The sequence below is a fragment of the Pararhodobacter sp. CCB-MM2 genome (genome assembly GCF_001691415.1).
In the GTDB taxonomy this organism is placed as follows: domain Bacteria; phylum Pseudomonadota; class Alphaproteobacteria; order Rhodobacterales; family Rhodobacteraceae; genus Pararhodobacter.
The window spans coordinates 74,962-87,798 of record NZ_LRRR01000011.1; the positions used below are offsets into that span (position 1 = coordinate 74,962).

General features: G+C 67.4%; 14 protein-coding genes and 1 pseudogene. 7 read left to right on the forward strand and 8 right to left on the reverse strand.

The window, feature by feature from the left end; all coding sequences use genetic code 11:
- The first annotated feature begins 75 nt into the window (after positions 1 to 75).
- A complete protein-coding gene (locus BCY78_RS12780) occupies positions 76 to 1,371 on the forward strand; it encodes an HlyC/CorC family transporter (protein WP_068302384.1) in 1,296 nt (431 codons plus the stop codon).
- 81 nt (positions 1,372 to 1,452) lie between these two features.
- On the opposite strand, the gene tgt is transcribed toward BCY78_RS12780, so the two are convergent.
- Positions 1,453 to 2,583 (reverse strand): tRNA guanosine(34) transglycosylase Tgt, encoded by a 1,131-nt coding sequence (tgt, locus tag BCY78_RS12785; RefSeq protein WP_068302386.1) that lies wholly within the window; start codon positions 2,581 to 2,583, stop codon positions 1,453 to 1,455.
- 81 nt (positions 2,584 to 2,664) lie between these two features.
- Here tgt and BCY78_RS12790 point away from each other — a divergent pair, with 81 nt between their 5' ends.
- The 4 genes from BCY78_RS12790 to BCY78_RS12805 all read left to right on the forward strand — a co-directional run bounded on the left by BCY78_RS12790 (position 2,665) and on the right by BCY78_RS12805 (position 5,558).
- Positions 2,665 to 3,429, forward strand: a complete 765-nt coding sequence (locus BCY78_RS12790; RefSeq protein ID WP_068302389.1) for an enoyl-CoA hydratase-related protein — start codon at positions 2,665 to 2,667, stop codon at positions 3,427 to 3,429.
- A gap of 90 nt (positions 3,430 to 3,519) precedes the next feature.
- Positions 3,520 to 3,888 carry an SUF system Fe-S cluster assembly protein gene (locus tag BCY78_RS12795; protein WP_068302392.1) on the forward strand — a complete coding sequence of 123 codons (369 nt, stop codon included), beginning with the start codon at positions 3,520 to 3,522 and terminating at the stop codon, positions 3,886 to 3,888.
- A gap of 5 nt (positions 3,889 to 3,893) precedes the next feature.
- Entirely contained in the window at positions 3,894 to 4,286 is a 393-nt protein-coding gene (locus BCY78_RS12800; protein WP_068302490.1) for an iron-sulfur cluster assembly accessory protein, read from the forward strand.
- A 117-nt stretch (positions 4,287 to 4,403) separates the two neighbouring features.
- Positions 4,404 to 5,558 carry a M20 aminoacylase family protein gene (locus BCY78_RS12805; protein ID WP_068302396.1) on the forward strand — a complete coding sequence of 385 codons (1,155 nt, stop codon included), beginning with the start codon at positions 4,404 to 4,406 and terminating at the stop codon, positions 5,556 to 5,558.
- A gap of 6 nt (positions 5,559 to 5,564) precedes the next feature.
- On the opposite strand, the gene BCY78_RS12810 is transcribed toward BCY78_RS12805, so the two are convergent.
- The 5 genes and pseudogenes from BCY78_RS12810 to BCY78_RS25985 all read right to left on the reverse strand — a co-directional run.
- On the reverse strand, positions 5,565 to 6,989 hold the full coding sequence (locus tag BCY78_RS12810; RefSeq protein ID WP_068302399.1) for an amidase family protein: 1,425 nt from the start codon (positions 6,987 to 6,989) through the stop codon (positions 5,565 to 5,567).
- Positions 6,990 to 7,082: 93 nt separating this feature from the next.
- Positions 7,083 to 7,553, reverse strand: a complete 471-nt coding sequence (locus BCY78_RS12815; RefSeq protein ID WP_083195009.1) for a DoxX family protein — start codon at positions 7,551 to 7,553, stop codon at positions 7,083 to 7,085.
- Complete coding sequence (locus BCY78_RS12820) at positions 7,550 to 8,278, reverse strand: DUF2063 domain-containing protein (RefSeq protein ID WP_068302402.1); 729 nt, start codon at positions 8,276 to 8,278, stop codon at positions 7,550 to 7,552. The genes BCY78_RS12815 and BCY78_RS12820 overlap by 4 nt, the downstream gene beginning before the upstream one ends.
- Positions 8,268 to 9,113 carry a DUF692 domain-containing protein gene (locus BCY78_RS12825; RefSeq protein ID WP_068302407.1) on the reverse strand — a complete coding sequence of 282 codons (846 nt, stop codon included), beginning with the start codon at positions 9,111 to 9,113 and terminating at the stop codon, positions 8,268 to 8,270. Before BCY78_RS12825 ends, BCY78_RS12820 begins: the two co-directional genes overlap by 11 nt.
- A gap of 209 nt (positions 9,114 to 9,322) precedes the next feature.
- Positions 9,323 to 9,589 (reverse strand): annotated as a pseudogene (locus BCY78_RS25985) (DUF2282 domain-containing protein); the annotation flags it as partial.
- Positions 9,590 to 9,759: 170 nt separating this feature from the next.
- Here BCY78_RS25985 and BCY78_RS12835 point away from each other — a divergent pair.
- Positions 9,760 to 10,320, forward strand: coding sequence for a sigma-70 family RNA polymerase sigma factor (locus tag BCY78_RS12835; protein WP_225297509.1), 561 nt, complete (start codon positions 9,760 to 9,762; stop codon positions 10,318 to 10,320).
- Entirely contained in the window at positions 10,317 to 10,949 is a 633-nt protein-coding gene (locus BCY78_RS12840; protein WP_068302413.1) for an NrsF family protein, read from the forward strand. The genes BCY78_RS12835 and BCY78_RS12840 overlap by 4 nt, the downstream gene beginning before the upstream one ends.
- A gap of 82 nt (positions 10,950 to 11,031) precedes the next feature.
- Here BCY78_RS12840 and BCY78_RS12845 read toward each other — a convergent pair whose 3' ends face one another.
- Together BCY78_RS12845 and BCY78_RS12850 are read right to left on the reverse strand one after the other, a co-directional pair.
- Positions 11,032 to 11,964 carry a pirin family protein gene (locus BCY78_RS12845; RefSeq protein WP_068302414.1) on the reverse strand — a complete coding sequence of 311 codons (933 nt, stop codon included), beginning with the start codon at positions 11,962 to 11,964 and terminating at the stop codon, positions 11,032 to 11,034.
- Positions 11,965 to 12,075: 111 nt separating this feature from the next.
- The gene (locus BCY78_RS12850) at positions 12,076 to 12,810 is read right to left on the reverse strand and encodes a rhomboid family intramembrane serine protease (RefSeq protein WP_225297513.1); all 735 of its coding nucleotides are present in this window, start codon (positions 12,808 to 12,810) and stop codon (positions 12,076 to 12,078) included.
- Positions 12,811 to 12,837 lie beyond the last annotated feature (27 nt).

Below are 12,837 nucleotides of genomic sequence, written 5' to 3' on the forward strand. Positions count from 1 at the left end.
ATCCTGTCGCAGGACGCGGTCTTGAACAGGGACCGCCCCGCCCCCTAGATTGGCGGTTCATCAGAGCCCGGGACAATGACCACCTTCGACACCGCCTTATGGCTGACCGCCGGCGCGATCATCGCGCTTCTCATCATTTCCGCCTTCTTCTCGGGGAGCGAGACCGCCCTGACGGCCTCGTCCCGCGCCAAGTTGCGGGCGCTGGCGGACAAGGGGTCGGGCGGAGCCGAAACCGCGCTGAAGATTACCGAAGACAGTGAGCGGCTGATCGGCTCGGTCCTTCTGGGCAACAACGTCGTCAACATCCTGTCGGCCTCATTGGCGACGGCGCTTTTCACGCGGCTATTCGGCGATTCGGGCGTGGCACTGGCGACGCTGGTGATGACCCTGCTGGTGCTGATCTTCGCCGAGGTGATGCCCAAGACCTATGCCATCACCAACCCCGAGCGCGCGGCCTCACTGGTCTCGCGCCCGATCCGGGTGATCGTGTTCCTGCTGTCGCCGATCGTCGGCACCGTGCAGATCCTCGTGCGCGCGATGCTGGGCATGGTCGGAGTGCGCACTGATCCCGACAGCGCGGTGCTGAGCTATCAGGAAGAGATTGCCGGCACGCTGGCGCTCGGCCATTCCGAAGGCGCGGTCGACAAGGAAGACCGCGACCGCCTGTTGGGCGCCCTGGATCTTGGCCATCGCACGGTCGAGGAGGTGATGCTCCACCGCTCGCAGCTGGAGACGGTGGATATCGACGCCTCCCCGGCCGAGATCATCGCGCAATCGGTGAACTCGCCGCATTCGCGCCTGCCCGCTTGGCGGGACGATCCCGAGAACATCGTCGGCGTGATCCATGTCCGCGACCTGATGCGCGAGGTACACCGCGTGGTGACCGAAGCCGGGGGTGATTTCTCGGCGGTGGCGACGCTGGATATCTCGACCGTCGCGCGCGAGCCGTATTTCGTGCCGGACACCACGCCGCTGGACGAGCAGATGCGCCAGTTCCTGTCGCAACGCCGGCACTTCGGGTTGGTGATCGACGAATACGGCGCGCTGCAAGGGCTGATCACGCTGGAGGACATCCTCGAGGAAATCGTCGGCGAGATCGTCGACGAGCACGACATCCCCACCGAGGACCCGATCACGCGGCTGGAGACGGGTGCGATCGAGATTGACGGCACCATGACCATCCGTGACCTGAACCGGGCGATGGATTGGGCCTTGCCGGACGAGGAGGCGAATACCGTGGCCGGCCTTGTGATCCACGAGGCGCAGCAGATCCCCGAGGCGGGGCAGGTGTTCCAGTTCCACGGCTTCCGCTTCATGGTCGTGGAGCGGGTCGAGAACCGTCTGACCCGGCTGCGTGTGCGCAAGATGTGAGCCACAGGTGGGATGAAATCCCACCCTACGCAGGTGGCGCGGCAGGCGTAGGGTGGGGTTTCACACCACCGTTGCGTCCCCTCAGAGCGGTTCGATATCGCCTTCTGCCCGCTGCGCATGGAATTGCGCGACGAAAGCCGACAGCCGGCTCTCGGCAATCGCGTCGCGCAGGCCCTGCATCAACTCCTGATAATAATGCAGGTTGTGCCAGGTCAGCAGCATCGAGCCGATGATCTCGTCGGCCTTCACCACATGGTGCAGATAGGCGCGCGAGTAGTTCTGGCAGGCCGGGCAGGTGCAGGCCTCGTCCAGCGGGCGGGGATCGTCCCGGTGCCGCGCGTTGCGCAAGTTGACCGAGCCCCGGCGCGTCCAGCCCTGCCCCGTCCGACCCGAGCGCGAGGGCAGCACGCAATCCATCATGTCGACCCCGCGCTCGACCGCACCGACGATGTCGTCGGGCTTGCCCACGCCCATCAGATATCGCGGCTTGTCCTCAGGCAGGTAGCCCGGCGCGTAGTCGAGCACGCCCAGCATCGCCTCCTGCCCCTCGCCCACCGCAAGGCCACCGATGGCATAGCCCTCGAAGCCGATCCCGGTCAGCGCCTTGGCGGATTCCTCGCGCAGTTCGGGCGTGACGCCGCCCTGCATGATGCCGAACAGCGCATGGCCTGGCCGATCCCCGAAGGCATCGCGCGAGCGCTGCGCCCAGCGCATCGACAGGCGCATCGATTCGGCGACGACCTTGTCTTCGGCCGGCAGCGCGGGGCATTCGTCGAAGCACATGACGATATCGGAGCCTAGAAGCCGCTGGATCTCCATCGAGCGTTCCGGCGTCAGCATGTGTTTCGAGCCGTCGACATGGCTGGAGAACTTCACGCCCTCCTCGGTCAGCTTCCTCAAGGACGCCAGCGACATCACCTGAAACCCGCCCGAATCGGTGAGGATCGGCCGGTCCCAATTCATGAACTTGTGCAGACCGCCCAAAGCCGCCACCCGCTCGGCCGTGGGCCGCAGCATCAGGTGATAGGTGTTGCCCAGCAGGATATCCGCCCCGGTGGCGCGGACGCTTTCGGGCATCATCGCCTTGACGGTGCCCGCCGTGCCGACCGGCATGAAGGCCGGGGTGCGGATCTCGCCGCGCGGGGTGTGGATGACGCCGGTCCGCGCCTTGCCGTCCTTGGCCTTCAGGGTGAAGGAAAACCGCTCGCTCATGGGTGATGCCTCGCTTTCGCGCCCGTTTACCGCGCAATGCGGCCCCTTGCCAGCCTTGCCTGCGCGGAACAGATTGAGGGCATGGAACCGATTTCGATCACCCGCGCCGAGGGCGTGCTCACCCTGACGCTGGAAAACGGCGTGGCCCACCCCCTGTCTCTGGGCATGATCCGCGCCCTGCATGAGGCCGTGTCCGCGGCGCAGGACGACGACGAGACGCGGGTGATCCTGATCCACGGGCCGGGACGGATCTTCTGCGCTGGCCACGATCTGAAGGAAGTGGCCGCCCATCGCGCCGATGCCGATGGCGGCCGGGCCTATGTCACCGAGCTGTTCACCGAGTGCGCGGCGATGATGCAAGCCGTTGCCAACAGCCACAAACCCACCGTCGTGCGGGTCGAGGGCCTCGCCACCGCCGCCGGTCTGCAACTGATCGCTGCCTGCGATCTGGCCTTCGCCTCGGACAACGCGCGCTTTTGTCTGCCGGGCATCCGTCGCGGCGGCTTCTGCACCACGCCCTCGGTCGCCGTCGCCCGCGCCACGCATCGTAAGGCGCTGATGGCGCTGGCCCTGACCGGCGAGGAGAAATCCGCCGATTGGGCCCTGTCGCAAGGCATCCTGACCGAGGTCCTGCCCGAGGCCGAACTGCCCGCCCGCGTGGCTGAGATCACCCAAACCCTCGCCAGCCGATTCTCGGCCATCTCGCAGGCCGGGCTGGCGGCGACTCGGGCCCAGATGGCGCTGCCGCTGGATCAGGCCTATGCCGTGGCGACCGAGGCGATGATCGGCCATTTCATGGACCCGGCGCTTCCCGATCCGCCAATGGGCAAGAAAGCCGCGGAATGAAGCGGCGAAAACCGATCTCGGCCCCACCCCTTTACGCTGTGCCCGTGTAATCTTATATCTTCGCTCAGGAATACGTAGTACGAGGACGGCATGAACGCCTCTGAGACCCCGACCCCAGCCGAGGGCACGCCCCTCATCGCCCCGTCGACGACCGAGCACCCGCTCTACGAGCAGGTGGTCGAGGCGTGCCGCACGGTCTATGACCCGGAAATCCCGGTCAATATCTACGATCTCGGCCTGATCTACACGCTGAAAATCAATGACGCCGGCAAGGTGGACGTGGTGATGACCCTGACCGCGCCGGGCTGCCCGGTGGCCGGCGAAATGCCGGGCTGGGTGCAGGACGCCATCGGCGCCGTGCCGGGTGTCAGCGAGATCGACGTCGAGATGACCTTCGACCCGCAATGGGGCATGGACATGATGTCCGACGAAGCCCGCCTCGAACTGGGATTCATGTGAGCATCATGTTCGGCATTCCCGGCAAATCCCCCGTCACCCTGACCCCCACGGCCGAGCGTCACATCGCCCGGCTGATGGCCAAGCAAGGCAAGATGGGCCTGCGCATCGGCGTCAAGAAGGGCGGCTGTGCGGGCATGGAATACACGATGGACTTCGCCGACGAGATCGAGGCGCATGAGGAAGTCGTGCAGCAGGGCGAGGCCCGCGTGCTGATCGCCCCCATGGCGCAGATGTTCCTGTTCGGCACCGAGATCGATTATGAGACCGGCCTGCTGGAATCCGGCTTCAAGTTCCGCAACCCGAATGTCTCGGAAGCCTGTGGCTGCGGCGAGAGCGTGAAGTTCGACGACATCGAGACGCTGAAAGCCAAGCTCGACGCCGCCTCGAAAGCAGGCTGAGCGGCCGTCAATCAGCGATCATCGGCAGGACTTCGGGGGGCGCAGAGCCCCCCTTTTGCTATTCGCTTGCGCCCTGCCCCTTGGCGGTCCAGCCTGTGCCCGCAACAGGAGACCGCCATGACCATCCCCCAACGCATCCGCGACTTCGCCGACGAGCTGACCGAGATCCGCCGTGACCTGCACGCCCATCCCGAGCTGGGTTTTCAGGAGGTTCGCACCTCGGGCATCGTCGCCACGGAACTGACGCGGCTGGGGCTGGATGTGACCACCGGCATCGGCAAGACCGGCGTCGTCGGGGTGCTGCGCGGCAACCGCCCCGGCAAGACCATCGGCCTGCGCGCCGATATGGACGCCCTGCCGATCCACGAGCAGACCAACCTGCCCTTCGCCTCGAAGACCCCAGGCGTGATGCATGCTTGCGGCCATGACGCGCATACGACGATGCTGCTCGGCGCCGCCCGCTATCTGGCCGAGACCCGCGATTTCGCCGGCACCGCCGTGTTCATCTTCCAGCCGGCCGAAGAGGGCCTCGGCGGCGCGCGGGCAATGATCGCCGAGGGTCTGTTCGACCGCTTCCCCTGCGACGAGATCTACGGCCTGCACAATTCCCCCTTCCACGCCATGGACGAGATCGGCGTGAAGAAGGGCGCGGCGATGGCGGGCGCGAATTTCTTCGACATTCACATCACCGGCAAGGGCGCCCATGCCGCCATGCCCGAGGCCTCGATCGACCCGATCATCATCGCCTCGGACCTCGTGGGTCAGATCCAGGCCGTGGTCGCCCGCAACGTGCCCTCGTCCGAGCGGATCGTCGTTTCGGTCACGCAGATCCACGCAGGCGCGGCCTATAACGTCATCCCCGAGACCGCGCAGCTGGCCGGCACCGTGCGCTATTTCAACCGCGATCTGGCCGGCAAGGTGACGGAACGGATGCAGGCACTTTGCGACGCTGCCGCGCTGGCGCATGGCTGCGAGGTCCGGCTGGACATGCGCAATGTCTTCGACGTGCTGGAGAACAACGCCGAGCTGTCGCAGGCGATGATCGACGTCGCCGCCACGCTGGTCGGCGAGAAGGCGACCGAGAAGACCGACGCCGTCATGGGCTCCGAGGATTTCGCCGACATGCTGCAGGTCGTCCCCGGCGCCTATTGTACCGTCGGGCATGGCTCGGGCATCGCCGTGCACAACCCCGGCTTCACCTTTGACGATGCGACCCTGCCCTTGGGCGCGGCGCTGATGGCCCGGATGGTCGAGACGCGCGGGGCGGCGTAAGCCGCCTCAGCGCTTCTCCATCCGCGACCACAGACGCGGGGCCATCGGGCCGATCCCGGCTTCGATGGCCGCCATCGAATCGACGATCAGATCCTCGCGCCAGCGCCGGCCGACGATCTGCACGCCGATGGGTTGGGTGCCCGTCTCCAGCGCCGCGAGACGTGCCGGGACATTGCCGGCCGGCAGGCCAAGGAAGTTCATCGCCGTCGACCACAGCGAGGCGCCCATGACATCGGCCACGCCCTCGGCCCCTTCGGCATCGCGACCGGCGGTGAAGAACGGCATCGGCAGGAAGGGCGTCAGCACCAGAGGGTAATCCTCGAGCAGCAGCGACCATTCCCGCGCAAAGCGCGAGCGCAGGGCGACGGCACGCAGGTAATCCTCGAACTCGAAGGGCGGATAGGCCGCGAGGTATTCCGCCAGAATCCCCTTCATCTCGTCCGAGCCCAGCCGCTGGAAATCCGCACCGGACATCGCATCCATCTCGGTGACCAGCGCGCGGAACCCCGTCTCGACCAGCGCCCGCAACGAGGGCGGCGTGATCTCCTCGACGACATAACCCGCCTCGGTCAGCGCCTCGCGCGCGTCGTCCAGCGCGGCGTCGACCTCGGGATGCAGGGCATAATCCAGCGTTTCCTTGGTGAAACCGACCTTGATCTTCCCCTCGATCGGCGCGCCCTTCCACGGCAGCGGCGCATGGAACGGATCGCGCGCATCGGGGCGGATCATCACCGGCATCGCCAGCGCCAGATCGCGGGCCGAGCGGGTGATCAGCCCCTGCACCGACATCGATTGCGCCAGCATCCCGCGCTCGGCCGCTTGCGAGGGGTTGAAGGCCGGCACACGCCCCAGCCCCGGCTTCACCGTCACCGCCCCGTTGGCCGAGGCCGGAAAGCGCAGCGAGCCGCCGATGTCATTGCCATGGGCCAGCGCCCCCATGCCCGCCATCACCGCCGAGCCGGCGCCGCCCGACGAGCCGCCGGCGGACAGATGCTTGCCCCACGGGTTGTAGGTCCGGCCGAACAGCGGGTTCACGGTATCCGCGCGGAACGAGAATTCGGGCGTGTTGGTCCGGCCGATCACCACCGCACCGGCCTCTTCCAGCGCGCGGACCACCGGGGCATCCTGTTCGGCGATGAAATCCTTCAACGCCGGCAAGCCGTTGGAGGTGGCCTGCCCCTTTTGATCGATGTTGATCTTGATCGTCACCGGCACGCCATGCAGCGGGCCTTTCTCGGCCTCGGCATCCAGCCGTCGGGCGCGGGTCAAGGCGGCGTCGGACAGATCGACAACCACGGCATTCAGGCCGGGATTGACCGCCTGCATACGCTCGATGGCACTGCGCGTGGCCTCTTCGGCGCTAACTTCGCCGGCGCGGGTCAGGGCCGAGAGTTCGGTGGCGCTCAGCTGCCAGAGGGGGGTGTCGGTCATGTCGGGCTCCTTTGCCGGCTTGCGGCGGAGCCTAGGCGGGGCGCGGCCCGCGGCGCAATGACAAAGCAACCCGAACGGCGGAGCGCCGCCGCGTCACCGTCGGCCGTCGATCCCAAGCAGCCAGTCGAGCGACACCCGACCCGGTCCGCGTCCCAGCACCACCAGCAGGCAGGCGGCCCAGCTGCTGTGCAGAACCCAGGCCTCGGGGAAGACGAAGATCTGGATCACGGCGGTCATCACCAGAAGTCCGCCGGCCGCGAACCGCGTCGCCAGCCCGAGGATCAAGAGGACCGAGAAGGTGTGTTCGCCGAGCGTGGCAAGCACGGCGGCCCAATCCGAGGGGATCAGCGGCAGGTTGTAGATGTTTTCGAACAGGAAATAGGTCTGGTCCTTGATCATCAGCCCGTCGACCTTGGTGCGGGCCGATTGCCAGAAGACCATGCCGATGGCGATCCTTGCGGCGAGCGGGATCAGGTCGGCGGGCACCAGCCGCCCGATCAGGGCGTTGAGTGCGGCGATGCGCAGCTTGAGACCGCTGGCGGGGGCGAAGGTTGTGTCACTCATGGCTGTTCCTCGATCTGGGCGATGAGCCGGTGGCGAAGCAACAGCGCCAGCAGCGGGGTGGGGTCTGTTTGTGCGGCCTGTGCGAAAGACTGGCCTTGCAAGAGCGCCGTCAGGATTGCGTGTTGGTCCTTGGCTAAGGGCTCGGTCAGCAGCGCGAACCCCGCGTCGCGGGCGATGAGCGCGAATTCGGGGCCCTTGGGCGGGGCCGAACGCGGCGCGCCTTGCTGGTTCATCCGCCAGATGGACACGGCCGGATGGTCCGAGGCGAAGGCCTGCACCGCGGGCGCAAGGCGCAGGACCAGCCGCGCGGGGTCCACGGCCCCCAGCGCTGCCGGGTCGGCCATGGGCGCGTCGGCGGCGTGGAAGGCGATCCCGCGCAGCCATTCCAGCTGCGCCACCTCCGGCAGATAGGGCAGGCCCGCGGCGGGCGGAAAGGCGCGCAGGAAAGAAGGGAAGCCCTCGCCCCAGTCGCTGAGGACGGGCGAGGCCGGAGGATGCGCGGCGGCAAAGAGGCGCGCGACGGCGGTGAAGAACTCGGCGCCGACGAGGCGTTCGATCACCGGAAAACGGGCGGCCAGAGCGCGGGTCAGCCCGTGCTGGACATTGTTGCGATAGACGGCGAAGCGGCGGTCGAGACCCTCGGCCTGCCCCAGCCCCTCGGGCGTCTCGGGGTGCCAGAGCGCGGCCTGCATCCGCGCCTCCATCAGGGCTTGGTCAGGCTGCATGGCGCACGCCCTCCAGCAGCGTCTCGGCCCGCGCGGCCTCGGCCAGCAGGACGTCGAAACCGGGCACGTCATTGTCCCATTCGATCAGCGTCGGCAGCGGGCCGGTGCGGGTGATGAGATCGGCGAACAGCGCCCAGACCGGATCGGCGACGGGGCGAGAATGGCTGTCGATCAGCAAGGGGCCGTCGGGCAGATCCTCGGATTCGTGGCCGGCGAGATGGATCTCGCCCACGGCGGAGAGCGGGAATTCGGCGAGATAAGCGCGCGCATCTTTGCGGTGATTGGTGGCCGAAACGAAGACGTTGTTCACATCGAGCAGCAGCCCGCAGCCGGTGCGCCGGGTGATCTCGCGCAGGAAATCGACCTCGGCCCAGGTGCTTTCCGCGAAGGTCACATAGGTCGCGGGGTTCTCCAGCAGGAGACGGCGGCCGAGGGTCGTCTGCACCTCGTCGATATGGGCGCAGATCGTGGCGAGGGACTGGTCGGTATAAGGCAAGGGCAGCAGGTCATTGAGCCAGGCCGCGCCATGCGAGGACCAGGCGAGATGCTCGGAAAAGCTCTCGGGCTGGTGGCGATCCAGCAGGATTTTCAACCGCTTGAGGTGCTCCGGGTCCAAGGGCCCCGCGCCACCGATGGACAGGCCGACGCCGTGCACGCTGATCGCATGATCGGCATGCAGCCGCTCCAGCATCGCATGCGGCGCGCCGCCCGCGCCCATGTAATTCTCGGCATGGACCTCGTAGAAGCCGAGGGGCGCCGTCAGGGCCTCGCGGTAATGCTCGGGCTTGAAGCCGACACCGGGACGGGCGGGAAGGCGGAAATCGGGATCACTCATCGGGGCCTCCGGGCTGACAGGGCAAGGTCCGTCCCGGCACCCCAACGGGCGCCGGGACAGGGAAGGTGGGCTTAGCCGCTATGCGACATGTCCTCGTCCATCATCATCGCCGGCTGGTAGGTCGCCGCGATCTCGGCATCGAGGGTCGGCGGCAGGTCGCGGTTGATCCCCGGGCCATAGCCGCCTTCGTCCAGCATCTCGGCCGTCACACCCATGCGGGCATGGCCCATGCCGTCGGCCGGCAGCTCCATCGTCGCGCAGGTGCCGGCGGGCACGAGCGTCCAGGCGTTGCCCTGATAGTCGATGGTCGAGGTGCCGGCGCAGCTGGTGCCCGGACCCGCGGCGCAATCGTTCTGACCGGCGAGCGAGACGCCGTAGCAGCGCTCTTGCGCCATGTCGTCAGCCTGTGCGGCACCGGCGGCCAGCGTCAGGGCAGCGGCGATCGAGGCGGCGAGGATGGGGGTCTTGGTGGTCATCTGGGATCTCCCGTTGTGGCACCGCATCCGTTGCGGTCCTGCCCTTCAGGACGAGGCATCCCTGCCCGCCGTTACGCCTGCTCACGCAGCCGTGACATCGGCGGTTTTTTCGTCGAAATTGCCGGGAAGGGGTGTAACAAACGGCCCGTTGCGACCGTAGGGGCATACGAGTGACTTTGTCTGAGGAACCGGAAACGGCAGGGGATTGGGAGACGTTGATGCGCGCCGCTAATCGCGGTGACGGGCGCTCCTATGCCCGGCTTCTGACGCTTGTCACGCCGGTGGTGCGCGGGATCGTCCGCGCACGCGGCGGGGCGATGGGCCCCGAGGCCTGTGAGGATATCGTGCAGGAGGTACTGCTGACGATCCATCTGAAACGGCAGAGCTGGCGCGAGGATGCGCCGCTCCGGCCCTGGCTCTATGCGGTGACGCGGCACAAGGTGATCGACGCCTTCCGCGCGCGGGGTCAGCGGGTGGAACTGCCGGTCGAGGATTTCGCCGAGCAGTTGGCCGCGCCCGAGGGCGAGGACCCGTTCGAGGCCTCGGACATGGCCCGCGTCATCGACCAGCTCGAGCCCCGCGCGGCGCAAATCGTGCGCGCCATCGGGATCGAGGGCGAAAGTGCGGCCGAAACCGGCGCGAGGCTCGGGATGAGCGAGGGCGCGGTGCGCGTCGCCTTGCACCGGGCGCTGAAGTCTCTCTCGCGGTTGCGGGAAAGGATGATCGAATGAAGACCGAGGATTTCATCGCGGCGTTGGCCGCCGACACCACCCCCTCCGTCGCGCCCGGCGTGCGGATGCTGCGCAGCTTGCCCTTGGCGTTGGCGCTGTCCTTTGCCGCGTTCCTGCTCTTCTGGCACACCCGCCCGGATCTGGCCGAGGCCCTGACCTCGCCCGCGCTTTACAAGACCGCGCTGCCCTTGGCGCTGTCGCTGGCGGCTTTGTGGCTGGTGCGCGGGATGTCGCGGCCCGAGGCGAGGCTTGGCGCGCAGGGTGCGTTGCTGGCAGTGTTGCTGGCGGGCATGGCGGGGCTGCTCGCCTATGCGCTGGCGGTCACGACCATGCCCGAGACGCGGGCCATTCTGGACACGCCGGATTACACCAATTGCCTGATCTCGGTGCCTGCGCTGGCATCGCTGCCCTTGGGCGCAGCGCTGTGGTCGCTGAAAGCCGGCGCGCCGCGGCATCCCGGCTGGGCCGGGGCGGCGGCGGGGCTGACGGCGGGCGGGGAGGCGGCGGCGATCTATTCGCTGCACTGCCCGCATGACGCGCTGATGTATTTCTTCCCGGCCTATGGCGTGGCAATGGCTGTGGTGACGCTCATCGGCGCGGTGATCGGCGCGCGGTTTTTGCGCTGGTAAGGGAAAGGTGGGATGAAATCCCACCCTACAAGTTGCGCGCGGCCCCGTAGGGTGGGGTTTCACCCCACCGTTGCGACACCCCTCATGGTGGCAGCGGGATGTACTCCGCGTCATCCCCCGGCGGCAGGCTGAACAACCCCTGCCCCCATTCGCCGCGACGCCATGCGTCCTTGGCCTCCTCGATCCGTTCCTTCGAGGAGCTGACGAAATTCCACCAGATATAGCGCGGCCCATTCAGCGTATCACCGCCCAGCAGCATCAGCCGCGCCCCCGCCGGACCCGCCTTCAGCGTGATCGCATCGCCCGGACGGAACACCGCCATCTGGCCGGTGCCGATCTCCTGCCCCGCCACGCTGACCGAGCCCGATAGGACATGCAGCCCCCGGTCCTCGTGCCCATCCGGCATCGGGATCATCGCGCCCGCCTCCAGCACCGCATCGGCGTAGAACAGATCGCCGAAGACCGAGACCGGCGCCTTCTCGCCCCAGGCATGGCCGAGGATCAGCCGGACCTCCTTGCCCTCGCCCGAGAGCATCGGCAGCGCGTCCTTGCCGTGATGCTCGAATTCCGGGGCCATCTCCTCGCGGTTCTCGGGCAAAGCCAGCCAGGTCTGAACACCGAACAGCTTCTGCGGATGCTGGCGGGCGGGCGGGTCGGTGCGCTCGGAATGGGTGATGCCGCGGCCGGCGATCATCCAATTGACCTCCCCGGGGACGATCTTCTGATCAGTCCCGAGGCTGTCCTTATGGATGAAATGCCCGTCGAGCAGATAGGTCACCGTGCCCAGCCCGATATGAGGATGCGGGCGGACATCGATGCCCTCGCCGGTGATGAACTCGGCAGGGCCCATCTGATCGAAGAACACAAACGGCCCGACCATGCGTCGGCCAGCGGCGGGCAAAGCGCGGCGGACCTCGAAGCCGCCGATGTCACGCGCGCGCGGCACGATCAAAGTCTCGAGGCTGGCAGGATCTTCCGTCAGGTCTCCGGGGGCAAGCGCGGGGTTCCAGCTCATAGCGGGGCTCCTCCTTCCTTGGGTCTGTGCCAAAGATGCGTCCCGGCGGGCCCTGCGGCAAGCGCCGGTGCCGATAGCGCCCCGCACAAGCAGCCTGCGCGGCTGAACAGGTCAGCTTTCGTCCAACTTCCGGAACAGCCCGCGCGGTTGCGGCGGCGGCAGCACCGCGCCGCGGCCCCGCACCACCGGGATGGCGACATGAGCTTCGGGATGCGGCGGCAGGCCACCGAACCGGGTCCAGAACAGCCGTCCACCCTTCAGGCGCCAGGTCCGCGTGGCAATCCCCACGCCCGCGATGAAACCGCCGATATGCGCCCAGAATGCCACACCCCCCCCGACGGGCGCCATCATCCCGCCCCAGACCTGCAGCGCAAACCACAGGCCCAGAAGCACCCAGGCCGGCGCCGCCCAAAGGCGCACGCCGATGACATAGTAGATCGCCAGCTCCACCTTCGCGCGGGGGAACATCAGCAGATAGCCCCCCATCACACCGGCCACAGCGCCCGAGGCCCCGGCGATCGGCACCGGGCTGTAGGGCGCCGCGACATATTGCAGCGCGAAAGCGATGATGCCGCAGAGGAAGTAGAAGGCGAGGAAATGCACCGGCCCCATCTCGGCTTCGAGATTGTCGCCGAACACGCGCAGGAACAGCATGTTCAGCGCAAGATGCAGCCAGCCTCCATGTAGGAACATCGCCGTCATCGGCGTGAGGAAGCCGTAGCCAAGGCTCAGCCACGCCGGGACCATGCCCCATTCGTGGTAAACGAGGCGCACGGATTCCTCGGTGCCCAGCGGGTAATACGCCATGAACACCAAGGTGTTCACGGCGATCAGGGCCCAGGTCATCCAGGGGGTGCGCCCCGACGGGTTTTG